Origin of the sequence: Bacillus sp. ISL-4, from assembly GCF_018613275.1 — a bacterium.
GTDB classification, from domain to species: domain Bacteria; phylum Bacillota; class Bacilli; order Bacillales; family DSM-1321; genus Peribacillus; species Peribacillus simplex_E.
Genome location: NZ_JAGGQN010000041.1, coordinates 1 through 24,571 on the forward strand (window position 1 = coordinate 1; position 24,571 = coordinate 24,571).

At 41.8% G+C, this 24,571-nt stretch carries 22 protein-coding genes, 1 pseudogene and 1 other annotated feature; of the genes and pseudogenes, 22 read left to right on the forward strand and 1 reads right to left on the reverse strand.

Translation table 11 applies throughout. The features are described from left to right. Positions 1-157 precede the first annotated feature (157 nt). The 20 genes and pseudogenes from J7J00_RS22020 to yihA all read left to right on the forward strand — a co-directional run bounded on the left by J7J00_RS22020 (position 158) and on the right by yihA (position 21,557). Complete coding sequence (locus tag J7J00_RS22020; RefSeq protein WP_214794617.1) at positions 158-913, forward strand: DUF2087 domain-containing protein; 756 nt, start codon at positions 158-160, stop codon at positions 911-913. A gap of 18 nt (positions 914-931) precedes the next feature. Beyond that, complete coding sequence (locus J7J00_RS22025) at positions 932-1,288, forward strand: GIY-YIG nuclease family protein (protein WP_214794619.1); 357 nt, start codon at positions 932-934, stop codon at positions 1,286-1,288. A 52-nt stretch (positions 1,289-1,340) separates the two neighbouring features. Further along, a pseudogene (locus J7J00_RS28370) lies at positions 1,341-1,478 on the forward strand (2TM domain-containing protein); the annotation flags it as partial. 176 nt (positions 1,479-1,654) lie between these two features. Further along, entirely contained in the window at positions 1,655-1,828 is a 174-nt protein-coding gene (locus J7J00_RS22030; RefSeq protein ID WP_179890986.1) for a hypothetical protein, read from the forward strand. 44 nt (positions 1,829-1,872) lie between these two features. Beyond that, the gene (locus J7J00_RS22035) at positions 1,873-2,232 is read left to right on the forward strand and encodes a YidH family protein (protein ID WP_098370045.1); all 360 of its coding nucleotides are present in this window, start codon (positions 1,873-1,875) and stop codon (positions 2,230-2,232) included. A gap of 434 nt (positions 2,233-2,666) precedes the next feature. Further along, the gene (locus tag J7J00_RS22040; protein WP_214794621.1) at positions 2,667-2,942 is read left to right on the forward strand and encodes a GNAT family N-acetyltransferase; all 276 of its coding nucleotides are present in this window, start codon (positions 2,667-2,669) and stop codon (positions 2,940-2,942) included. A gap of 316 nt (positions 2,943-3,258) precedes the next feature. Further along, positions 3,259-3,543, forward strand: coding sequence for a hypothetical protein (locus J7J00_RS22045; RefSeq protein ID WP_214794622.1), 285 nt, complete (start codon positions 3,259-3,261; stop codon positions 3,541-3,543). A 185-nt stretch (positions 3,544-3,728) separates the two neighbouring features. Continuing rightward, positions 3,729-3,987, forward strand: a binding site (T-box leader). A 115-nt stretch (positions 3,988-4,102) separates the two neighbouring features. Then, positions 4,103-5,818 (forward strand): acetolactate synthase large subunit, encoded by a 1,716-nt coding sequence (gene ilvB, locus J7J00_RS22050; RefSeq protein ID WP_214794624.1) that lies wholly within the window; start codon positions 4,103-4,105, stop codon positions 5,816-5,818. Positions 5,819-5,821: 3 nt separating this feature from the next. Further along, the gene (gene ilvN / locus J7J00_RS22055; RefSeq protein WP_141994366.1) at positions 5,822-6,334 is read left to right on the forward strand and encodes an acetolactate synthase small subunit; all 513 of its coding nucleotides are present in this window, start codon (positions 5,822-5,824) and stop codon (positions 6,332-6,334) included. A 55-nt stretch (positions 6,335-6,389) separates the two neighbouring features. Continuing rightward, positions 6,390-7,418 carry a ketol-acid reductoisomerase gene (gene ilvC / locus J7J00_RS22060; protein WP_098370048.1) on the forward strand — a complete coding sequence of 343 codons (1,029 nt, stop codon included), beginning with the start codon at positions 6,390-6,392 and terminating at the stop codon, positions 7,416-7,418. Beyond that, complete coding sequence (locus J7J00_RS22065; RefSeq protein ID WP_214794626.1) at positions 7,405-8,940, forward strand: 2-isopropylmalate synthase; 1,536 nt, start codon at positions 7,405-7,407, stop codon at positions 8,938-8,940. The genes ilvC and J7J00_RS22065 overlap by 14 nt, the downstream gene beginning before the upstream one ends. Positions 8,941-8,955: 15 nt before the next feature. After that, the gene (gene leuB, locus J7J00_RS22070) at positions 8,956-10,068 is read left to right on the forward strand and encodes a 3-isopropylmalate dehydrogenase (RefSeq protein ID WP_214794628.1); all 1,113 of its coding nucleotides are present in this window, start codon (positions 8,956-8,958) and stop codon (positions 10,066-10,068) included. Between the two features lie 70 nt (positions 10,069-10,138). Next, complete coding sequence (leuC, locus tag J7J00_RS22075) at positions 10,139-11,548, forward strand: 3-isopropylmalate dehydratase large subunit (RefSeq protein ID WP_214794630.1); 1,410 nt, start codon at positions 10,139-10,141, stop codon at positions 11,546-11,548. 28 nt (positions 11,549-11,576) lie between these two features. Further along, positions 11,577-12,176 carry a 3-isopropylmalate dehydratase small subunit gene (leuD, locus tag J7J00_RS22080; RefSeq protein ID WP_214794632.1) on the forward strand — a complete coding sequence of 200 codons (600 nt, stop codon included), beginning with the start codon at positions 11,577-11,579 and terminating at the stop codon, positions 12,174-12,176. 165 nt (positions 12,177-12,341) lie between these two features. Beyond that, positions 12,342-13,376 carry a tetratricopeptide repeat protein gene (locus J7J00_RS22085; RefSeq protein ID WP_214794634.1) on the forward strand — a complete coding sequence of 345 codons (1,035 nt, stop codon included), beginning with the start codon at positions 12,342-12,344 and terminating at the stop codon, positions 13,374-13,376. A gap of 183 nt (positions 13,377-13,559) precedes the next feature. After that, the gene (gene tig / locus J7J00_RS22090; protein WP_214794636.1) at positions 13,560-14,852 is read left to right on the forward strand and encodes a trigger factor; all 1,293 of its coding nucleotides are present in this window, start codon (positions 13,560-13,562) and stop codon (positions 14,850-14,852) included. A 429-nt stretch (positions 14,853-15,281) separates the two neighbouring features. Then, the gene (gene clpX, locus J7J00_RS22095; protein ID WP_134782382.1) at positions 15,282-16,550 is read left to right on the forward strand and encodes an ATP-dependent protease ATP-binding subunit ClpX; all 1,269 of its coding nucleotides are present in this window, start codon (positions 15,282-15,284) and stop codon (positions 16,548-16,550) included. Between the two features lie 182 nt (positions 16,551-16,732). Beyond that, a complete protein-coding gene (gene lonB / locus J7J00_RS22100) occupies positions 16,733-18,403 on the forward strand; it encodes an ATP-dependent protease LonB (protein ID WP_214794638.1) in 1,671 nt (556 codons plus the stop codon). 254 nt (positions 18,404-18,657) lie between these two features. Further along, on the forward strand, positions 18,658-20,979 hold the full coding sequence (lon, locus tag J7J00_RS22105) for an endopeptidase La (protein WP_214794640.1): 2,322 nt from the start codon (positions 18,658-18,660) through the stop codon (positions 20,977-20,979). Next, on the forward strand, positions 20,976-21,557 hold the full coding sequence (yihA, locus tag J7J00_RS22110; RefSeq protein WP_063232814.1) for a ribosome biogenesis GTP-binding protein YihA/YsxC: 582 nt from the start codon (positions 20,976-20,978) through the stop codon (positions 21,555-21,557). Before lon ends, yihA begins: the two co-directional genes overlap by 4 nt. 73 nt (positions 21,558-21,630) lie before the next feature. On the opposite strand, the gene J7J00_RS22115 is transcribed toward yihA, so the two are convergent. Beyond that, positions 21,631-22,113: a LiaF transmembrane domain-containing protein gene (locus tag J7J00_RS22115; RefSeq protein ID WP_214794642.1), complete on the reverse strand. Its 483-nt coding sequence runs from the start codon at positions 22,111-22,113 to the stop codon at positions 21,631-21,633. Between the two features lie 262 nt (positions 22,114-22,375). Here J7J00_RS22115 and hemA point away from each other — a divergent pair, with 262 nt between their 5' ends. Both hemA and J7J00_RS22125 read left to right on the forward strand, forming a co-directional pair. Next, the gene (gene hemA, locus J7J00_RS22120; protein ID WP_214794644.1) at positions 22,376-23,722 is read left to right on the forward strand and encodes a glutamyl-tRNA reductase; all 1,347 of its coding nucleotides are present in this window, start codon (positions 22,376-22,378) and stop codon (positions 23,720-23,722) included. 10 nt (positions 23,723-23,732) lie between these two features. After that, positions 23,733-24,563 carry a cytochrome C assembly family protein gene (locus tag J7J00_RS22125; protein WP_048688893.1) on the forward strand — a complete coding sequence of 277 codons (831 nt, stop codon included), beginning with the start codon at positions 23,733-23,735 and terminating at the stop codon, positions 24,561-24,563. The last annotated feature ends 8 nt before the right edge of the window (positions 24,564-24,571 follow it).

Here is a 24,571-nt window from a genome sequence, read left to right on the forward strand (position 1 = left end):
CGCCTCCTCCTACTCGATTATATCTAATTCTATTTAATTTTTTTATGATTTCACGGTTGCTGGAGTTATAAAAAAATTAGGAAAAACATTGACAAAAAGCAAACAAATTAATATTATGTTTATTATATTATAAACTTTATAGGGAAGTGTTTGCTTTATGAAAGACGCTGAAATGTTTTGGAGTGCGTCTCAGGATGAGCTTAAACAAGGATATTTCGAAGGTGAGAATCAATATGTTTGTTTGCTGTGCGGAAATGCAATTGAAAAGGGAATCGTATACCCGAAAGATGGGGTTCTTTATGAAGCGAAGAGGTATATGGGGATTCATATTGAATATGCACACCGCTCCGTTTTCGATTACTTGATTGATCTCGATAAAAAACTAACAGGTCTCACGGACCATCAAAATCGCCTTCTTCGCCTTTTTTACCAAGGGAAGAATGATGCTGAGGTTCAGGAGGAAATGGGGATTGGGAGTCCTTCCACCATTCGGAACCATCGCTTTGTGTTGAAAGAGAAAGAGCGTCAGGCTAAGTTGTTTTTAGCCCTGATGGAACTATTGAAAGATAAAGATGAACATGCGCCGGCATTTATCCCGCTTCATCAAAAAGCAAGGATGGTCGATGATCGTTATAACGTTACCGAGGATGAAAAGGTGACTGTACTGAAAAAATACTTCCCTAAAGGCAGTCAGGATGCATTAAAGTCTTTCCCGCCAAAGGAAAAACAAAGGCTGATCATTCTCCAAGAAATTATGAACCGTTTTGAAAAAGAGCGGAAATACGGAGAGAAAGAAATCAATCAAATATTGGGTGCAGTTTATCCTGATCATGTTCTATTGAGAAGATACTTAATAGAATATGGATTCTTAGATAGAAAGCCTGATGGGAGCCAATATTGGCTGAAGAAATGATGACTGGAGGCATGAAATATGGATCGTAAAAAAGAATTGAAGCAATTATATAAAGAAACGAAAGTTGAAGCAGGTGTATACCAAATCAGAAATACGGTAAATAATAAAGTCTTTATCGGAAGCACCAGGAATATAAAGACGTTGAAGGGGAAACAATTTGAATTGGAAGTCGGAACAAACACGAATAAAGTGCTGCAAGATGAGTGGAACGAATATGGGAAAGAGGCTTTTTCTTTTGAGGTACTGCAGGTATTGAAACCGAAAGAAACGGGATTTTTTGATGCTAAACGAGAATTGAAAAAACTTGAAGAAGAGTGGCTGGAAAAAATACAGCCATACGAAGAACGGGGATACAATAGAATGAAATCGAACTGACTTGTATGTAGCCTTTAGAGATTCTCCGCGATTCCCGGCTTCTTGTTATTGGTGGTTCCTTTATCCCCTTGGAGGGTGGGGGATTGGTGTCCTTATACACGAATTACTACTCTTGCACAAGGGAACTTCGGGTCTGAGTGGGAAGAATGAAATAAAGGAATACATGGAAAAGGATAAAAAGAACGGCTGAATTTGGGCGTGTTCAAAACAGGGAGTCATTTATGGCTCCTTTTTTGCGGGAAGAAAATCAGGGGATCTCACTTGTTGTTAGTTTTTAAATGGTTTAAGCTAGTAATGAGGGAACTTTTTAAAATGAGGGGAAACCCGTGGGGACCTTCACTAAATAATTAATTTTAGGAGTAGCGAATGAAAAAAATAGGATGGACCATAACGGGGATAGGGACAATCGTTGCGCTGGGGGCCTTGCTTTATCCTTTGAATGTTATTGATAAAACACTATGTATATATTTATTACTCGGCGGTGCAGGGCTAATGTTTGTCGGGTCTATGATCAGGGCTTTTCGGCTGCTGAAAAGATGATTGATTTTTAAGGTTGATTAAAATCGTGCGATTAAGGTGATGACATGGAGAAAGACCAATTGAAATATGCCCAGCAGCATTTGGCTAATGAACGCACCTTCTTAGCGTGGATAAGAACGGTGATTGCGATAGTGGGGGTTGGTTTTCTTGCGACAAGCCTGCATTTTACGATTGGTGTGCATCGGGATGCCCGGATTGACTTGATCAGTATCGTGCTGGGGATGTTTGCGTGTGCATTGGGCCTTGTGATTACAGTTCTGGCGACATTCGGTTATCTTCAGAAGAAGCGGCAAATCAATGAAGGGACGTTCCGGCCTTCAAGTGCGCATGTAATTCTAATCGCTGTTTTTATGGTCATATTGTTATCGATGATCATTTTATATTTTGTGTTCATAAAAGTTTAAAACTGTCCTAACCTAAATAGGGCAGTTTTTTTCAGTTTCAACTATTATATACTTATTCTTACATTATCATGGTAAGATTTCTTCCATTAATTAAAATGCAATCAAAAAACATTTCATTTTGGGTATGAAAGAATAATTAGAATCTTTCAAAAGCAATTTCATTCAGTATTGTGCACGTCAGCCATGGAAAAACTTAGTTTTTACCGGAAGGGTAAATCAACTGCAAGGAAAAGATCGATCAAGTTTTGTCTTTTGCCTTCCTTGGAAAAATATTTATCAGCCATCATCGGTTTGTGAATAAACTTCACATGGTCAACGCAGTTTTAAACTCTTGGAAGTACTTTACTTTATTCAATTTCGATCACGTTTTAAATATTTGTTTAATTTCCATTTTGTGAGATATGATAAAGAGGAACTAAAAGGAGGTCATCAAGATGGTGGATATCAAAAAAGGTGAAAGTTCTTTTTTTGTCGAAGAATCTGGTGAGAAACTAGCGGAAATCACATTCTTTAAATCAGGTGATGATGAAATCACGGTCGATCATACCGTTGTTTCTGACAAGCTTCGCGGGCAAAAGGTAGGAAATGCCCTTGTTGAAAAGGTAATAGGCTTCGCAAGGGAGGAAAAACTGAAAATTGTTCCGGTATGTTCGTTCGTTCAAAAACAATTTGAAAAAAATGCAGAATTCGAGGATGTATTGGCTAAATGAACCAGAGGGCTGGACCAGGGGATGAGTAATATCGCCTGTGTTCAGCCCTTTGTCATTTTTTTTTAGATAATCTTCACCCCTTCAATACTCCAAGAAAATAATATTAAACGCCTTTCCACTCAAATGTTGAGACGATACTTGAATTGGTTAAATTAGCATATGAAGCGGTGATATTTGTTCATAAAACGCCTGGTTATCGAAGTTTCCCAGAATAAAATAAATGGTATGAACGAGGCAGAACATATAAATCAAAGCCAATCATGACTTATGCCAAAGGGGGACCAATCCTTGCGTAACCATGGACTTGCTGTAGATTTTGTCATTGTTAGTGATGACTGCAAGCGGGCATTGTGACAGAGGGCGAAAAGTGGACCGTGATTTTCCGCATCTTGGAATGTCAGGCGGTTTATCCGCGAAAGGGATTGAGGACGAATCTTTTATCAAGGGTGGCGTCAGCGAACAGAGAAAATGGCTGATCCGCTATTTGAGAAAATCATTACTGTTAACTGGCATCATGTGGGTAGTCCGAGGATATTTCAGTGGAGAAATTTGTGATCACTTTAATAATTTTAATGAGATATTTGATGTTTTTAAAAATTAAAAATTGAAAAAACTTTTTTTTTATAGAATGTGGTCATGATAGGTATGTAAGCGTATACAACAAATCTTTCAATTTAGAATTATCAAAAAATTATAAAAAACCTGTTGACTACTACCTTAAATACACGTAAGATAATCACAAATACAAGACATCAAACATAAGCGTTTCGAAAAATATGAATAATGCGAAAAGCATTGAAGAGGATAAGTAGTCTTTTAAAAAGGCAGTCACAGAGAGCCGGGTAGCTGAGAGCCGGTATTGTCCCGAAAGATGAACTCACCTTGGAGTTTCAGCTTGAACGTCAGACTAGTAGGGCTGAACGGGTGCGTACCAGTACCCGTTACCAAAACAGAGAATAGTGTAGGCTATTCAAAGTGCGCATGGAGTTTCATGCGAAAAAGGGTGGTACCGTGGAGTGGCTCATCAAGCCTTTTCACCCCTTTAACTTGCCGAGTGCAAGTACATTTGGGGTGAAAAGGCTTTTTTGTATGCATAAAAAGCTGAAAATTCTGAATGTTATGAAAACATTTAGTAGAAAAGTGAAGGAGGTTTTTACGAAATGACACAAAAGTCAGTTGTTGCTGATCGGAAGAGTGGAAAAACACATTATAGTGGAGCCGAATTTCTGCTGGATGCATTGAAAAAGGAAAATGTTGAAGTCATCTTTGGTTATCCGGGTGGATCTGTATTGCCGATTTATGACAAGCTTTACAGTTCAGAACTTTTTCATATTTTGACAAGGCACGAACAAGGTGCGATTCATGCAGCGGAAGGATACGCCAGGATTACCGGCAAGCCGGGGGTGGTCATAGTCACATCCGGTCCAGGGGCAACGAACATTGTCACCGGTTTGGCAGATGCGATGATTGACTCTTTACCGCTTGTGGTAATTTCGGGTCAGGTTGCTACAAGTGTAATTGGTTCGGATGCTTTCCAAGAAGCTGATGTACTGGGGATTACTACCCCGATTACAAAACATAACTATCAGGTAAGGAAGCCGGAAGACCTTCCGCGCATTATAAAAGAAGCTTTTTATATCGCTTCAAGCGGCCGTCCCGGTCCAGTATTAATCGATATACCTAAGGATATGGCCATTATAGAAGGTGAATCGACGGATAAGGAGCCAGAAATGGATCTCCCTGGCTATCAGCCGACGACCAAGCCTAATTACTTACAGATCAGAAAGCTTGTTGAAGCCGTAAGCGGAGCGAAAAGACCGGTCATTCTTGCTGGGGCAGGAGTCCTGCATGCAAAGGCCTCCCATCTATTAAAGGAATATGTCGAGCAGCAAGGCATTCCCGTCGTCCACACTTTATTGGGTCTTGGGGGCTTTCCGGCGGAACATCCTCTCTTTACCGGAATGGGTGGTATGCATGGCTGCTATGCAGCAAACATGGCGTTATCGAAATGTGATCTATTAATCAATATCGGTGCCAGGTTCGATGATCGATTGACTGGGAATCTAGCCAAATTCGCACAGCATGCAACAGTGGCCCATATCGATATTGATCCAGCGGAAATCGGTAAAAATGTGCCGACAAAAATTCCGGTCGTCGGAAGTGCCAAGGAAGCTCTGGCGGAGTTGATTGCGCAAAATGGCAAGAAACCGGATATTGATGTATGGACAACGCAGCTGACTGCATGGAATAAAGAGTTCCCATTGCGTTATACACATGAAGAAGGCGTACTGAAACCTCAGCGTGTCATCCAGATGCTTCATGAAAAAACGAATGGGGAGGCCATTGTTACGACGGATGTTGGACAGCATCAAATGTGGGCAGCACAATACTATCCGTTTAACAAACCGAATTCATGGGTCACTTCCGGTGGATTGGGGACGATGGGCTTTGGCTTACCTTCGGCTCTCGGAGCGCAACTGGCGAATCCGAAAGCGACGGTGCTTTCCATTTCGGGGGATGGTGGATTCCAGATGTGCCTGCAGGAACTTTCAGTCATTGCCGAAATGAATCTGCCAATCAAGATCATCATCGTCAACAACGGGGCACTCGGGATGGTAAGACAGTGGCAGGAACTCTTTCATGATAACCGCTTCTCACACAGTATTTTTCAATCGCATCCGGATTTCGTGAAATTGGCCGATGCTTATGGAATTCCGGGATACAAAGTGACGACGGAGGAAGAGGCGAGCAACTGCCTGGATGTAGCGTTAAAGACTGATGGTCCAGTGTTGATTGATTTCCGTGTAAAACAAAAAGAAAATGTCTTTCCGATGGTAGCACAAGGAAAAGGGCTTGATGAAATGGAAGGAGTTTAATCAATGAAGGGAATTCTTAGCCTCACCGTGAACAACAGGCCAGGCGTCCTGAATCGGATTACGAACCTGTTCACGAAAAGAAATTATAACATTGAAAGCATGACTGTCGGACCCTCCGAACAGGATGGCATTTCAAGGATGACCTTCGTGGTCGATGTTGATGACGAAGCTGTCATTGAACAGATCACCAAGCAATTGAATAAGCAGATCGATGTTTTGAAAGTATTTGATATTACGAATCAATCGATTGTGGCGAGGGAACTTGCACTCATTAAAATATTGGTGACTACACAAACCCGAGCCGAGATTTATTCAGTCATCGAACCCTTCCGAGCGTCAGTTATAGATGTCAGTAAAGATAGCCTGACAGTTCAAATCACTGGGGAATCGGATAAAATCGAAGCCTTCATTGAACTGATCAAGCCATATGGCATCAAGGAATTGGCAAGGACAGGGACAGCCGCCATCCCGCGTGGAATGCAAATTGCACACGCTAAGAGTGCGACAATCGTATAAAAACAAAACAAAAAAACAAAACAAAAACAATGATGAAAAGGGAGATGTAATTATTATGGCAAAAGTATATTATAACGCAGAGGCAAACGAGAATTTTTTCAACAATAAAAAGGTAGCGGTAATCGGATATGGTTCACAAGGACACGCACACGCACAAAACCTACGTGACAGCGGTGTAGATGTAATCATCGGAATCAGGAAAGGTAAATCATTCGATAAAGCGGTAGAAGACGGCTTTAATGTTTACACAGTGAAAGAAGCAGCAGAACAGGCAGATGTAATCATGAACCTATTACCGGATGAAACTCAGCCGAAAGTATACCAAGAAGAAATCAAACCGGTATTGCGTGCAGGTCAAGCGTTAATGTTCGCACACGGATTCAACGTCCATTTCAATCAAATCGTTCCTCCGGCAGATGTAGATGTATTATTAGTCGCTCCTAAAGGTCCGGGACATCTTGTTCGCCGTACATATGAACAAGGTGCAGGGGTGCCGGCATTATTCGCCATCTATCAAAATGTAACGGGTGAAGCAAAGGAATTGGCACTTGCGTACGCTCGGGGAATCGGTTCTTTAAGAGCTGGCGGTTTGGAAACCACTTTCCAGGAAGAAACGGAAACGGATCTATTTGGAGAACAGGCAGTACTTTGCGGCGGATTGACTGCCCTTGTGAAAGCTGGATTCGAAACCTTGACAGAAGCTGGATACCAACCGGAAGTAGCATATTTCGAGTGTTTACATGAACTTAAATTAATCATCGACCTTATGTATGAAGGCGGTATGGAAAACATGCGCTATTCCATTTCTGACACAGCTCAATGGGGAGATTTCGTTTCTGGACCACGCGTTGTGACGGAAACTACGAAAGAGTCAATGAAAGCGATCTTGAAAGACATCCAAGACGGTGAGTTCGCTAAAGGATGGATCTTGGAGAACCAAGCGAATCGTCCAGTCTTCAATGCGATCAATAACCGTGAAAACCAACATCAAATCGAAGTGGTTGGCCGTGAATTAAGAAAAATGATGCCATTCGTGAAACCTCAACAAAAAGAGAAAGAAGTGGTAGCAGTTGCGAAAAATTAATATATTTGAAACTACACTTCGAGATGGGGAGCAATCAGCCGGTGTAAATTTGAATTTTACCGAAAAACTTGAAATTGCTTATCAGCTTGAAAGATTGGGTGTTGATATTATCGAAGCCGGTTTTCCGGCAGCATCCAAAGGGGATTTCAACTCCGTACAGGAAATCGCGCGCAAAATCAAAAACAGCTCTGTCACAGGGCTGGCGCGTGCTGTAAAAGGTGATATTGATGCAGCTTGGAATTCATTAAGGGACGGCGCAGAACCAAGATTGCATACGTTCATCGCCACTTCGCCCATTCATCGTGAATATAAGTTGAAAATGTCGAAGCAGCAAGTGATTGAAAAGTCCGTTGAAATGGTTAAGTACGGAGCAGCGCGTTTTCCGATCGTGCAATGGTCTGCAGAAGACGCAAGCCGTACAGAACTTGACTATTTGGCTGAAATCGTTGAAGCGGTCATTCAAGCTGGTGCCAAGGTCATTAACATCCCGGATACTGTAGGGTATGCAGCTCCAATCGAATACGGAAACATTTTCAGGTACCTTCGTGAACATGTTCCTTCTATTGATAAAGTTAGTTTATCCGCACACTGCCATGACGATCTTGGAATGGCGACAGCCAATTCATTGGCTGCCATCGAAGGCGGGGCTACGCAAGTCGAAGGCACAATCAACGGAATTGGAGAACGTGCCGGAAATGTGGCGCTCGAAGAAGTGGCCATGGCACTCTACATCCGTAAAGATTTCTATCAAGCGGGAACGGATCTTGTATTGAATGAAATTAAAAGGACTAGTGATTTGGTCAGCCGCCTTACGGGAATGCAAGTTCCTGCTAATAAAGCCATTATTGGTGCCAATGCATACGCACATGAATCTGGCATTCACCAGGATGGCATGTTAAAAGAAAAAACGACATACGAAATCATATCACCTGAGCTCGTCGGTGTTTCGTCCAATTCACTTGTTTTAGGAAAGCATTCAGGACGCCATGCTTTCAAAGAAAGATTACAAGAGTTGAACTTTACGGTAACGGATGAGGAATTGAACTCGTTATTCGTCCAATTCAAGGAATTGGCCGATAATAAAAAGACGATGACAGATGAAGATATCGTTGCGCTGGTACTTGAAGAGAAAGCGACGGACATCAGTTTTTATGACATGGTTTCCTTACAGATTTCCCACGGTACCCATCAGACGGCGACAGCTACGGTCACACTGAAAAAAGGCGATAATGAAGAGATTCAGGAAGCGGCTACAGGTGCCGGCAGTGTTGAAGCCCTATATAACACGCTTGAAAGATGTTTGGGCAGCGAGATCAGCTTGCTGGACTATCGAATTCAATCGGTGGGCGGCGGAATGGATGCCCTTGCCCAGGTTTTTGTGAAAATTGATTATAACGGAGTGGAAACAAGCGGCCGCGGTCTCGATCAGGACGTCTTGGAAGCATCCGCCAAAGCGTATTTGAATGCTGTGAACCGTGTGATCATCATGAAGGAACTAGAAGAAAAAGCAGTATTACTATAGGAAGGGGAGATTTCGATGAAAAGGAATATTGCGGTGCTTCAAGGAGATGGCATCGGGAAAGAAGTAACAAGAGGCGCTGTAGAAATCCTCGAAGCCGTTGCCCAAAGATATGGACACGATTTTGAATTTCAATATGGTGAGATTGGCGGAGGGGCCATCGATAACACAGGTTCACCCCTGCCGGATGAAACAGTGGAGATTTGTAAAAACAGCGATGCGGTATTATTAGGAGCAGTTGGAGGACCTAAGTGGGATAACCAGCCTGCGCACCTAAGACCGGAACGAGGTTTGCTGAAAATCCGAAAAGATTTGAATCTTTATGCTAACATCCGTCCAATCAGCTATTATTCCAGCTTGTCGGAATCTTCTCCTCTTAAAAAGGAATTCATTGAAGATGTGGATTTCGTAATTGTCAGGGAACTAACTGGCGGCCTTTATTTCGGAAAGCCAAGTGAACGCGTTGAAAAAGAGGGGAAAGAGGCGGTCGTCGATACACTTTTCTATCAGAAAAGCGAAATGAAGCGCATCATTGAACTTGCTTTTGAATTAGCATCGGATCGCAAGAAAAAAGTAACATCCGTGGATAAAGCGAATGTTCTTGAATCCAGCAGGATGTGGCGTGAGACGGCTGAAGAAATTGCCAAGGACTATCCGGATGTAATGCTTGAACATATGCTTGTTGATAATGCAGCCATGCAATTGATCAAAAACCCGAAACAATTTGATATTATCGTGACGGAGAATATGTTCGGTGATATTTTAAGCGATGAAGCGTCGGTATTGACTGGTTCGCTTGGAATGCTTCCTTCCGCCTCTATATCAACAAAAGGGCCAAATCTCTATGAACCGATTCATGGCTCTGCCCCGGATATCGCGGGAAAAAATCTGGCCAATCCGATTGGGACGATTTTATCGGCGGCTTCCATGCTGCGCCTATCCTTTGGTTTGGAAGATGAAGCGAAAGCCGTTGAGCAGGCGGTGGAAACGGTCCTTGAATATGGCTTGAGAACAGGCGATATCGCAAATGGCCAACCGAATATTACGTCTACTTCAGAAATGATTGCAGAAATTAAAGCAAATCTTTTAGACCAGGAAGCCATTTCCAACATCATGGGAGCTTACGCATAAACTTCTTTCACGGCCTAACATTAGGCCGTGTTTTTTAAAAAAATACAAGATTAATCGAGGTGGGATAAAGATGGGAAAGTCGATTATAGAGAAAATATGGGATCGCCATATTGTAAATGAAGAGGAGAATAAACCGGATTTAATATATATAGACCTTCAATATATTCATGAAGTGACCTCTCCGCAAGCATTTGAGGGATTGAGATTAAAAGGACGCTCAGTCAGGAGACCCGACCGCACTTTCGCGACAATGGATCATAATGTGCCAACTGTTAATCGCTATTTCATCGAGGATGATATTGCAAGGAAACAATTAGAGGCGCTTGAGCAAAACTGTAAGGAGTTCGGTATCCGTCTTGCTGATTTAGACAGCCCGGATCAAGGTATCGTTCACGTTATCGGGCCGGAATTAGGCCTTACACAGCCAGGGATGACGATTGTCTGCGGAGACAGTCATACATCCACACATGGTGCGTTTGGCTCGATTGCGTTTGGAATCGGTACGAGTGAGGTCGAGCATGTATTGGCCACACAAACCCTATGGCAAACAAAACCCAAAACATTAAAGCTTGAGGTTAATGGCAAGCTTGGTCATGGCGTGATGGCGAAAGATGTCATTTTATATGTGATTTCTAAATTCGGTGTCGATTTCGGTACGGGACATATCATTGAGTATTGTGGGGAAGTTTTCCGGGATATGTCAATGGAAGAGAGAATGACGGTTTGCAATATGTCGATCGAAGGCGGGGCAAGAGCGGGGCTGGTAGCTCCCGATGAAACAACTTTCTCTTATTTGAAAGGTCGTAAATATTTGCCGAAAGGAGAAGAGTTTGAGCGCTGTGTTCAGGACTGGAAGTCACTTTCCAGTGATGAGGATGCTGTATATGACCAAGAAATCATTCTTGATGGCAGTCTGATTTCACCAATGGTCAGCTGGGGGACAAATCCTGGAATGGCTAGTGGAGTGGACGGAAAAGTACCTACCTTCGCAGAAGATATCATGGATCCTAAGGAACTGAATCGGGCCATTGAGTATATGGGTCTTGAGGAAGGCATGCCGATCACGAAAATTCCCGTACAACATGTATTCATAGGATCGTGTACCAATTCACGCATTGAGGACTTACGGCAAGCCGCAGAAATGATCGAAGGCCAAACTGTTCATAAAGGGGTTCGGGCGATGGTCGTACCCGGTTCACAAAGCGTCAAAAGGCAAGCGGAAGATGAAGGGTTGGATGAGATTTTCAAATCTGCGGGCTTTGAATGGCGTGAATCGGGCTGCAGCATGTGCCTGAGCATGAATCCTGACTTTGTTCCGGCCGGTGAGCATTGTGCATCCACAAGTAATCGGAACTTTGAAGGCAGGCAAGGAGCTGGAGCAAGAACGCACCTGGTTAGTCCAGCCATGGCAGCCGCGGCCGCCATTCATGGGAAGTTTGTCGATATCAGGAATTTGAAAAGAACTGAACAAGTCCATTAAGAATACGAATTAACCGGAGGTGCAGAGAATGGAACCCATTACTATATATAAAGGAAGAGCGGCGGCACTTGACCGTAAGAACGTGGATACGGACCAAATCATTCCAAAGCAATTTTTAAAACGGATTGAGCGAAGCGGATTTGGCGAGTTTTTATTCTATAACTGGCGTTTTGATGAAAATGGAAAGGAACGTCCTGATTTTGAATTGAATCAGCCCCATAATCAAGACACATCCATTTTAATAGCAGGTGAGAATTTTGGCTGCGGTTCTTCGCGTGAGCACGCCCCTTGGTCATTGAAAGACTACGGATTCGATATCATCATCGCTCCTTCTTATGCTGATATCTTTAAAAGTAATTGCATGAAAAATGGCATGGTTCCCATCGCTTTAACCCAGACTGAAGTAAACTATTTAATGGAGAGGGTGTCGGCTCTTGATTATGAGTTGACGATCGACCTTCCCAATCAGACATTGAAAGATGGTCAAGGGTTTGAAACAAGCTTTGAAATTCATCCATATTGGAAGGAAATGCTCATCAAAGGCTGGGATGAAATTTCGATAACGCTTCAATATGATAAAGAGATTTCGGACTATGAATCTCAAAAAAAGGCAGTATCAAGTATTTAATCGAAGAAGGTCATTTCCCGTTATCCTTTCATAATTGAAAGGAAGCGGGATTTTTTTTATCGGGGAAAGACGAAAAGGCGTTCATCAGGCATATAATTTTTTGTGTTTCCAGCTATTACATGCTAAACTGTTTCTCAAAAAGCGAACGGTGAGGCGGAAAATAGGATGGATGATGAGAACAACGAAAAGAAGGTCGGAGAAACCAAAATTATCGCCTTTCCAAATCTCGGTGAAAGGCTGATTGTAAAAGGACTGGATGAGCTTGGAAACAGAAACTTTAAAGCGGCTGCACAGCTTTTCAGCCAAGCCAGGGAGTATGAGCCCGAAAATGATGAAGTTTGCATGGGACTAGTGGTATCGTTAGTCGAACTTGAATATTACCAGGAGTCAAAAGAGTTGTGTATAGAGATGCTGAATAAAGGCATTGGCGACTATTTTCAACTGATCAATATTTATTTGATGGTACTGCTGCAATTGGGCGAGCATCAGGAAATGGTCACGACGATCGAACTGCTATTTGAAGAAAGTCAAATTCCTTTTGATAAAGAGGAGCATTTTGAAAAGATGCTTCAGTTCAGTAAACGGGCCCTTGAGGATAAAAAAGAGGAGAAGGAAAGGCAAAATCAGCAGCTTTCAGAGGAATTGCAGGAGGATGAGCTTTTTGAAGGGAAAACGGATAATGAAATGCTTATGGTCATTTCAAAACTCACGAATATCAATATTCGACCATTTATCCCTCAAATCGTAGAATTTCTACAAAAAGATGAGGGACACCCTTTCTTTAAAACGATGCTCCTTAACATCCTTATCGACCAGGAATATAACGAGGAAGTGACGTTGAGGAAATTCAATCAATCAAAGTCGGTCATACCAAGCGAATTGAAAAGTTTGAAGGAGACGGACTTCTATAAGAAGGTAACCGGACTGACCGAAGAGGAAATCAGTCAGGATAATCCGAGCTTATTTGAAATGGTCCATAGTTTGATTGAACGTCATTCTTTTTTATTGTTTCCTTTTGAACCCGGACCAGAAAGCTTGCCGGCATGGGCAGCTGCCTACCATGCCTTGGCGGAAGAATACATGACCGGGGAAGTTTTCATGAGGGAATTAGCGGACCTTTACCATGCTGATGAGGAAAGCGTTGCGGATATTCTTTCCTATATAAAAGAAATTGAAGAAATTTCTTATCCCATTATTTAAGCTATTGCTGTTGTAACAGATTAATCCTATGGTATAATGTAGTGGTTGTAATGTATAATCGTCTAATTTTGACGATTTCCCCAATATTTTTGGGATATATTTGAAGGATGACTTGTTAACACTTGCAAAGCATATTCATCCAATGCTTATTATTGAAGTATATAGATTTTTGGAGGGAAACACATGTCTGTAAAATGGGAAAAACAAGAAGGTAATCAAGGCGTACTAACAATCGAAGTTGACGCTGCAAAAGTAAACGAAGGTTTAGACGCAGCTTTCAAAAAAGTAGTGAAACAAGTAAATGTACCTGGCTTCCGTAAAGGTAAAATGCCACGTCAAATGTTCGAAAAAAAATTCGGCGTAGAATCACTTTACCAAGATGCGCTTGATATCATTCTTCCAGATGCTTATGCAAATGCTGTCGAAGAAGCTGGAATTCAGCCTGTAGATCGTCCAGAAATCGACATCGAGAAAATGGAAAAAGGCGAAAACCTGATCTTCACTGCAACTGTAACAGTTAAGCCTGAAGTTAAATTGGGAGATTACAAAGGTGTTGAAGTTGAAAAATTCAAAACTGAAGTAACTGACGAAGATGTTCAAAACGAATTGAAAACTTTGCAAGAGCGTCAAGCTGAGCTTGTCGTTAAAGAAGAAGGACAAGCTGCTGAAGGCGATACAGTTGTTCTTGACTTTGAAGGATTCGTTGATGGTGAAGCATTCGAAGGCGGAGCTTCAGAAAACCATTCATTGGAAATCGGTTCAAACTCTTTCATTCCAGGATTTGAAGAGCAACTTGTTGGTCTTGAAACTGGCGCTGAAAAAGATATCGAAGTTTCATTCCCTGAAGAATACCATGCTGCTGAACTTGCAGGTAAACCAGCAGTATTCAAAGTGAAAATTCACGAAATCAAAACAAAACAACTTCCTGAGTTGGATGATGAGTTCGCGAAAGATGTCGACGACGAAGTGGAAACTTTGGCTGAACTTAAAGAAAAAACAAAACATAAATTAGAGCATGACAAAAAACATGAAGAAGAAAACTTCATTCAAAACACTGTAATTGGTAAAGCTGTTGAAGGTGCAGAAATAGACGTTCCTGAAGCAATGATTTCAAACGAAGTTGACCGCATGATGAATGAGTTCTCTCAACGCATTCAATCTCAAGGTCTTAATTTGGAACTTTACTACCAATTCTCAGGTCAAGACGAAGAAGCTTTAAAAGCGCAAATGAAAGAAGAAGCTGAAGGGCAAGTTCGTACGAGCCTAACTCTTGAAGCGATCGCTGAAGTTGAAAAACTTGAAGCTACTGACGAAGATGTAGAAGCTGAACTTGCACAAATGGCTACTATGTACAATATGGAAGTTGACGCGATCAAACAAGCTCTTGGAAACTTAGATGGAATCAAAGGCGATCTTAAAATTAAGAAAGCAATTGACTTCTTGGTAGAAAACAGCAAAACAGTTGACGCAAAATAATTTTTATTAAATAAGTAGATTAAAATATTTCCTTTAAAAAACAAGGCGCGAGTAATCGTGCCTTGTTTTATACATATTGAGAATTAGTGTAAATTTCAAATATCGGTTATTTCCTGATTGATTTTTTTTGGATTTCGGTGTAGATTAGTTCTAATACCGCATATACATATTTATACAGCAAATCCTGCTTTTAAAAATCCAAAGTTTTGGGCATACTGGTAAAGGGCAAATACATATTGATTGATTATTGTACTTATTTAACAACTCGGACCGTGAGCATTTTTGTTACTAAACTTCCAAGAACATGATAAAATGCAAAACATACTTAGGATTTTGGAATGTTTAAGTAGATGTGTGCCTAGTTTTTTCATTACGATTGGGTACCGCTATGTAATAGAGTTGGAAGAGTATTTAAAGGGGTGAACGTACATGTTTAAATTTAATGATGAAAAAGGACAATTAAAATGTTCTTTTTGCGGTAAAACACAAGAACAAGTCCGTAAACTGGTTGCTGGTCCAGGTGTCTATATTTGTGACGAGTGTATAGAACTTTGTACGGAGATCGTCGAAGAAGAGCTGGGCACTGATGAAGAAGTAGAATTCAGAGATGTTCCTAAACCTATGGAAATCCGTGAAATTCTTGACGAATATGTGATTGGACAAGAACAGGCAAAGAAATCTTTGGCTGTAGCTGTTTACAATCATTATAAACGTATCAATTCCAATAGCAAAGTCGACGATGTGGAGCTTTCCAAAAGTAACATCGCCCTAATCGGACCGACGGGAAGCGGGAAAACCCTTCTTGCGCAAACATTGGCGCGATTACTGAATGTTCCTTTTGCCATTGCTGATGCCACTTCACTGACGGAAGCTGGATATGTTGGGGAAGATGTCGAAAACATCCTGCTAAAATTGATTCAAGCAGCTGATTATGATGTGGAAAAAGCGGAAAAAGGCATCATTTATATTGATGAAATCGATAAAGTTGCCCGTAAATCGGAAAATCCTTCCATTACACGTGACGTGTCTGGTGAAGGTGTGCAACAAGCTTTATTGAAAATACTTGAAGGAACGGTTGCAAGTGTTCCGCCTCAAGGTGGACGTAAACATCCACATCAGGAATTCATCCAAATCGATACGACCAATATTTTGTTCATCTGCGGCGGTGCCTTTGATGGCATCGAACCGATCATCAAACGCCGTCTTGGTCAAAAAGTCATTGGCTTTGGCTCTGACGTGAAAAAGGATGATATTGCAGAAAAAGAATTGCTTTCCAAAGTCCTTCCTGAAGACTTGCTTCGTTTCGGATTAATTCCGGAATTCATCGGACGTCTTCCGGTAATTGCGACTCTTGAGCAATTGGATGAAGCTGCTTTGATTGAAATCCTTACAAAGCCGAAAAATGCCCTTGTTAAACAATATCAAAAATTGCTTGAGCTTGACGATGTTGAATTGGAATTCGAACAGGAAGCGCTAAGTGAAATTGCTAAAAAGGCAATTGAACGTAAAACTGGTGCACGTGGTCTGCGCTCCATCATCGAAGGCATCATTCTTGAAGTGATGTTCGATCTTCCTTCACGTGATGATGTTGCAAAATGTGTAATCACAGGCAGCACGATTTCGAAAAACGAATCGCCAAAGCTCGTCCTAAAGGACGGTACTACCATCAAAGGACAAGAAAAGAAAACATCTGCTTGATTTATATGAAAAAGCAAGACTGCCAGTTCATCCTGGCAGTCTTTTTGTTTGTCTTTTTTTAAAATTTTTGTTATTTAGGATAAAAACGCCAAAATTTTCATCACGAATTTCTTGGATAATTTCGCCCTTCCAAAGGAGATACTAACAGAAATGACAAACTGGAGAGTGCAGGAGGGAATACGATGAATTGGACAGGATTGGCGTTATTTATCCAGCTGTTTTTTGGGATCATTATTGGATTGTATTTTTTGAACTTATTGAAAGGCCAGCGGACACAAAAAGTTTCCATTGACCGTGATTCACGTAAAGAGATGGACCAATTACGGAAGATGAGATCGATTTCGTTAACAGAGCCATTGGCAGAAAAGGTTAGACCAAGCACATTTAATGAAGTCATTGGTCAAGAAGATGGAATTAAATCTTTAAAAGCCGCTTTATGTGGGCCGAATCCCCAGCATGTGATAATTTACGGTCCTCCAGGGGTAGGGAAAACGGCAGCTGCCAGACTTGTTTTGGAAGAGGCGAAGAAAAATGGCAAGTCCCCCTTTAAGAATTCGGCTGTTTTCGTTGAATTAGACGCCACCACAGCCAGGTTCGATGAACGAGGGATTGCCGATCCGCTTATTGGTTCTGTGCACGATCCAATCTACCAAGGAGCTGGGGCAATGGGACAGGCTGGCATTCCGCAGCCAAAGCAGGGTGCAGTCAGCAATGCTCATGGTGGCGTACTGTTCATTGATGAAATAGGGGAGCTTCATCCAATACAGATGAATAAACTGTTAAAGGTATTGGAGGATCGTAAGGTCTTTCTGGAAAGTGCTTATTATCAAGAGGAAAATCAAAATATTCCCACTCACATCCATGATATTTTTAAAAATGGACTACCGGCTGACTTTCGGCTGATTGGAGCTACAACAAGAACGCCAAATGAAATCGCGCCTGCGATACGTTCTAGATGCATAGAAGTGTTTTTCCGTGAACTTGACCGGGAAGAAATAATCACCGTGGCTAAGAATGCCTCTGATAAAGTCGGGATCACCATCAGTGAAAAGGGCTTGCAGTCGATTTCGGATTATGCCCGAAATGGCAGGGAAGCTGTCAACATGATTCAGACTCTTTCAGGAATATCAATTAATGAAAACAGGACTTTTATCAGAGAAGAAGATATAGATTGGATGGCCCATAGCAGCCAGCTGACCCAAAGAATGGACAGGAAAATAGAATCGAATTCTAAAATAGGCCTTGTCAACGGTCTTGCCGTATATGGTCCCAACAGCGGGGCGTTGCTGGAAATCGAGGTTACGGTCATGGCTGCCTCTGATGAAAAAGGTTCGATAAACATTACCGGCATCGTTGAAGAAGAAAGTATCGGCGGCGGGAGTGGCAAATCGATTCGCCGCAAGAGCATGGCAAAAGGTTCGATAGAGAATGTCATTACGGTTTTACGGTCGATGGGAGTGCCTGCCAATCAATTCGATATCCATGTGAACTTTCCTGGCGGAAGTCCAGTAGATGGCCCTTCTGCAGGAATTGCAATGGCCACAGGCATATACTCGGCCATATATAAAATCCCTGTTGATCACACCTTGGCGATGACTGGAGAAATAAGCATTCATGGCGGCGTTAAACCGATCGGCGGTGTCATTCCGAAAATCAAGGCGGCTAAACTTGCCGGGGCAAAGAAAGTAATCATCCCAGCCGAAAACATGCAGCCGCTTCTAGCTGAAATCAAGGATATAGAAATCATTCCTGTTTCGAATGTAAAAGAAGTGCTGGATCAGGCACTGAAAAAAGAATTGATGTCGGAACAAATCCTTACAACCTTGGACCTATCAAAAAAAGAAAGTGTATAAAGGAAATGCCCCGGCTAAAAATAGAACCGGGGCATTTTAAGGGCCATATTGGCGTTCCTGACAAACTTGACGTAAAAATAAACACGCATTCAAACGTGCTTTTTTATCTAATATTGGAGATAATAATAGCAGTCGAAACGTGTTAAGGTAAACGAATAGACACTTCTATATAAATAGGATAGAATTGTTAAAAGGTTGAGAACATGGGTAAATAGTTTACAACGACGATACTAATTAGATGGAGGTGTCAGGAAATGACTGATAAAGAAATCATCGTCCCCCTCCTGCCGCTTAGAGGACTGCTTGTATATCCAACGATGGTACTTCATTTAGATGTAGGCCGAGATAAATCAGTGCAAGCCCTTGAGAAAGCAATGGTGGAAGACCATCTTATATTTTTGACGACACAACAAGATGTTTCGTTGGACGAACCAGGTGAAGAAGATTTATTTACAATGGGAACTTTAACAAAGGTAAAACAGATGTTGAAGCTTCCGAATGGTACAATCCGGGTGTTGGTGGAAGGGTTGAACCGCGCAGAAGTCATTGAATTTTACGATTATGAGACACATTATGGTGCCAAGATTAAAATATATGAAGACAGTGATGAAAAGGATGCTGAGCATCAAGCATTAATGCGCACACTACTGGATTATTTTGAACAATACATAAAAATGTCCAAAAAAATAACCGGTGAAACGTTTTCGTCCACTGCGGATATTGATGAGCCTGGGCGATTAGCGGATATAATCGCTTCACACTTGCCTTTGAAATTGAAGGAGAAGCAAGAAGTGCTTGAGACCATTGATATGAAAGAGCGTTTAAGCCGTGTCATCGAGATTATCAATAACGAGAAGGAAGTTCTTTTTCTCGAGAAAAAGATCGGCCAGCGTGTTAAGCGTTCGATGGAACGGACTCAAAAGGAATATTATTTACGAGAACAAATGAAAGCGATCCAAAAGGAATTGGGCGATAAAGAAGGAAAAACAGGGGAAATTGAGGTCCTCAACGAAAAGATTGAAGAAGCGGATATGCCTGAGCATATCAAAGAAACGGCATTAAAGGAATTGGACCGTTATGAAAAAGTTCCTTCGAGCTCAGCCGAGAGTTCTGTCATCCGCAATTATATCGAATGGCTGATTTCGCTTCCGTGGACCAAAGCGACCAAAGATGACTTGAATATTCATAAAGCCGAAAAAATCTTGAACCGGGACCACCATGGTTTGGAAAAGGTGAAGGAGCGGGTGCTTGAGTATTTGGCCGTCCAGCAATTGACCAATTCATTGAAGGGACCGATCCTTTGTTTGGTGGGACCGCCGGGGGTCGGGAAAACGAGCCTGGCTAAATCGATCGCTTCATCCCTGAATAGGAATTTCGTCCGTATATCTTTAGGTGGAGTGCGTGATGAATCAGAAATCCGCGGACATCGCCGCACATATGTAGGGGCGATGCCGGGACGGATCATTCAAGGCATGAAAAAAGCCGGAACGATCAATCCTGTCTTTTTACTGGACGAAGTGGATAAGATGTCCAATGACTTTAGGGGAGATCCATCTGCAGCGATGCTGGAGGTGCTTGATCCGGAGCAAAATCATAATTTCAGTGATCATTATATTGAAGAAACCTACGATCTTTCCAAAGTCATGTTCGTAGCGACGGCGAATAATTTGGGATCGATTCCCGGTCCGCTTCGTGATCGTATGGAAATCATTTCGATTGCAGGTTATACTGAGATAGAGAAACTTCATATAGCCAAGGATCACTTGCTGCCTAGACAGCTGGAAAACCATGGTCTATTGAAGACACAACTGCAAATCCGTGAGGAAGCTCTAACAAAAATCATCCGTTACTATACTCGGGAAGCCGGTGTTCGGAGTCTGGAGCGACAGCTTGCAAGCATCTGTCGGAAGACTGCAAAAATCATCGTTTCCGGAGATAAAAAGCGGGTCGTCATTTCTGATAAGAATGTCGAGGAGTTTTTAGGGAAAACCATGTTCCATTATGGACAGGCGGAAGTCGAGAACCAAGTCGGTGTAGCCAATGGGTTAGCGTACACGTCGGTAGGTGGCGATACGCTGCAAATCGAGGTTTCCTTATCACCAGGTAAAGGCAAGCTGATCCTGACAGGAAAGCTTGGCGATGTAATGAAAGAGTCAGCCCAGGCTGCTTTCAGTTATGTCCGTTCAAAAACCGAGAAACTTCAGATTGATTCGAACTTCCATGAAAAATATGATATCCATATTCATGTCCCCGAAGGTGCGGTCCCAAAAGATGGCCCTTCTGCAGGCATCACGATTGCAACAGCGTTAATATCGGCCCTTACAAATAGGCCGATCAGAAAAGAGGTAGGCATGACAGGCGAAATTACATTACGCGGACGGGTTCTTCCGATCGGCGGGCTTAAAGAAAAATCTTTAGCTGCCCATCGCGCAGGACTTACGAAAATTATCATCCCGCAAAATAACGAAAAGGATATTGATGATATCCCGGAAAGTGTCCGTAAAGCATTAACATTTGTTCCAGTTTCACACGTCGATGAAGTCCTTGAGCATGCATTGGTAGGTGTGAACGAATGAAAGTGACGAGTTCAGATATTGTCATCAGTGCTGTGAAGCCTGAACAATATCCAAATACCCCAATACCGGAATTTGCCTTGGCAGGCCGTTCCAACGTTGGGAAATCCAGTTTCATCAACAAAATGATCAATCGAAAAAACTTGGCGCGCACATCCTCTAAACCGGGTAAGACGCAGACCTTGAATTTTTATATCATAAATGAAGCACTCCATTTTGTGGATGTACCGGGTTATGGTTATGCGAAAGTATCTAAGACGGAGCGTGATGCTTGGGGAAGGATGATCGAAACGTACTTCACTTCCCGTGACCAGCTCCGCGCTGCGCTTCTGATCGTCGATTTGCGTCATCCACCGACAAAGGATGATATCGCAATGTATGAATTCCTGAAGCATTATGACCTGCCCCGGATCGTTATTGCCACCAAAGCGGATAAAATTCCAAAAGGCAAATGGCAGAAGCACTTGAAAATCACGCGCCAAACGTTAAATATGGAAAAAGAAGATGAATTGCTTCTATTCTCTGGTGAAACAGGAGAAGGTAAGGAACAAGCATGGGGCGTCCTTAAGAAATATATGTAAAAGAAAAGGGTATTCCGCATCTGGAATACCCTTTTTCATTATGGAATTTGTATAAATTGCCAATCAAAAATTTTCACTTTTTTCGAACCAAAAAATAAATGCCGATTGCCATCAAGGCAAATGGCCAAAATCTTTCGATGTTCGCGGTAGTTGTATCATCAAACCCGAAAGACGTTTGGATTTTATCATAGAATAATAAAGTGATCGAGATGATGAATAGTACCATGCCGTGAAACATTCCAGATTTTGTTTTACGTGCCCGGAGAATAAATCCCAGAGAGATGATTAAAATAAAGATACCTATATTATCCGGCCAAATATCCAGGTTCTCGACGATGTGGAAGTGAGCCCCGAACCCGAGTAAGATGACGCCTGGCAGGATGGACTCATATTCATTTCCGCTATATGCCTGAATCAGAAAGGCGGCACCAACTATACATAATAAGGTGGGCCAGCTGAAAAAGCCTGGAAAGATTTCGATTTGGGAATGTTCAAGAAAAAAGTAGAGCCCGAAACCGATTAAAACGATTCCTGGGAAAATACGCTGCGTTTTCATTTTATCCTCCTATGCAATTCGATTACTTGAAGTTTTTTGCCATTTTTGTTATGGTACTTTTGTACACAATGTCGAAATATGTATGTAACTTATGTAACTTACAAATCCGCTTAGACACCTTTTGTAACAATTCAGGCGTTTTGGCTGTCTTTTCCATGGTAGCATACGTTTTCATAAACTGTTCATATTATTTGCGTGAAACCATTTTAGTACATGGTATAATAAATTTACATGAAAAATTTTGGGGGTGCAAAACAAAAGGATGCATATTCTAGCGGTTGGTATAAATTACAAAACTGCCCCTGTTGAAATTCGGGAAAAACTATCGTTTAACGAAGCCGAACTTGCCGAGGCAATGAAAGCTCTTAAAAATAAAAAAAGCATCTTGGAAAACATTATTATTTCAACATGTAACAGGACGGAAATATATGCGGTCGGTGACCAGCTTCATACAAGCAGGTATTATATAAAGGAATTTCTTTCGGAATGGTTTAACATCGATAAAGAAGAATTTTCTAAATACCTGTATATCTATGAAGCCGATGGGGCTGCCGAGAATTTATTTTCAGTGACCTGCGGCTTGAATTCCATGATACTGGGAGAAACTCAAATTTTGGGACAAGTGCGTTCCAGCTACATGTTAGGACAGAAGGAAGATACGATTGGTACCGTTTTTAACCATCTCTTCAAACAAGCCCTTACATTAGCGAAAAAAGCCCATTCAGAAACGGAGATCAATACGAACGCCGTTTCTGTCAGCTATGCGGCAGTCGAGCTTGCAAAAAAAATCTTTGGAGGCCTGAACGGCAAGAATGTCTTGATTCTTGGGGCCGGTAAGATGGGTGAGCTGGCCATTCAAAATCTTCATAGCAATGGCGCTGACAGCATTACGGTCATTAACCGTACCTTCCAGAAAGCGGTCGACCTGGCCGAGAGATTCAATGGTACGGCGAAACAGCTTCAAGAGCTGCAATGCGCTTTAGTGGAATCTGATATCCTGATTACTTCAACTGGATCAAAAGATCTTCTTGTAACAAAGGAAATGATGTCATTCGTCAATAAGCTTCGTAAAGGCCGTCCTATTTTCATGGTCGATATCGCAGTGCCGCGTGACCTCGATCCGACATTGGCCGAGCTGGAAAATGTCTTCTTGTATGATATTGACGATCTTGAAGGGATCGTCCAAGCCAATATCGAAGAACGTAAAAAAGCTGCCGAGAAAATAGAATTGATGATCGAATCAGAAATTGTGGACTTCAACCAATGGATTAATTTACTTGGTGTGGTTCCCGTCATTTCTTCTTTACGGGAAAAATCCCTATCGATACAGAAGGAAACGATGGAAAGCATCGAAAGAAAGCTTCCGCATTTAAGCGAACGTGACAAAAAAGTTCTGAACAAGCATACGAAAAGCATCATCAACCAAATGCTGAAAGATCCGATACTTTATGCAAAAGAGCTGGCAGATGAGCCGAATGCAAAAGAGCAATTGAATAATTTTATGAAAATCTTTCATTTAGAGGAATTGATTGAAGACCAGCTGGTTGCGGATGAAAAAGAACGGAACAGCTCCAAGTCATCCCTATTGAATCCAGTTCCTGTCCAGTAATGAGGTAGATATGGAATTACTAATGACAAGATTGCATGAAGCCACTGTTTTATTGTATGCCATCAGTATGCTTTTATATTTTATCGATTTCCTTAATAATAACCAGAAGGCGAATAGGGTCGCCTTCTGGTTGCTTTCTATTGTTTGGGTACTGCAAACAATTTTTTTGTTTCTGTATGTTTTGAAAACGGGAAGGTTCCCGGTATTGACGATTTTTGAAGGCTTATATTTTTATGCATGGGTCCTCATTTCGCTATCTTTAATCATTAACCGATTGCTAAGAGTCGATTTTACGGTCTTTTTTACGAATGTATTAGGTTTCATGGTCATGGCCATCCATACCTTTGCGCCTGTTCAGATAGAATCTCAAGTGCTTGCACAGCGCCTGGTTTCAGAGCTATTGCTCATACATATCACTTTTGCCATCCTATCATATGGGGCATTCACGCTTTCTTTCGTTTTTTCACTTTTATACTTAATTCAATATGATTTACTGAAAAGGAAGAAGTGGGGAAAACGCCTGCTTCGTCTCGGCGATTTAACAAAGCTCGAGCATATGTCTTATGTCCTCGCGGTAATAGGTGTTCCATTATTAGTGGTCTCCCTTATCCTGGGGATTCAATGGGCTTATATAAAAGTGCCTGGGGTATCCTGGCTGGACATGAAGATCATCGGCTCATTCATTTTGCTTATCGCTTACAGTGTGTTTTTATACTTGAAAATTCGGAAACAAATGTATGGAAGGACGCTAGCCTTTCTGAATATTGGATCTTTCATGATTGTGTTAATTAACTTTTTCCTTTTCGGAAGCCTTTCAACATTCCACTTTTGGAATACATAGGAGGAAAC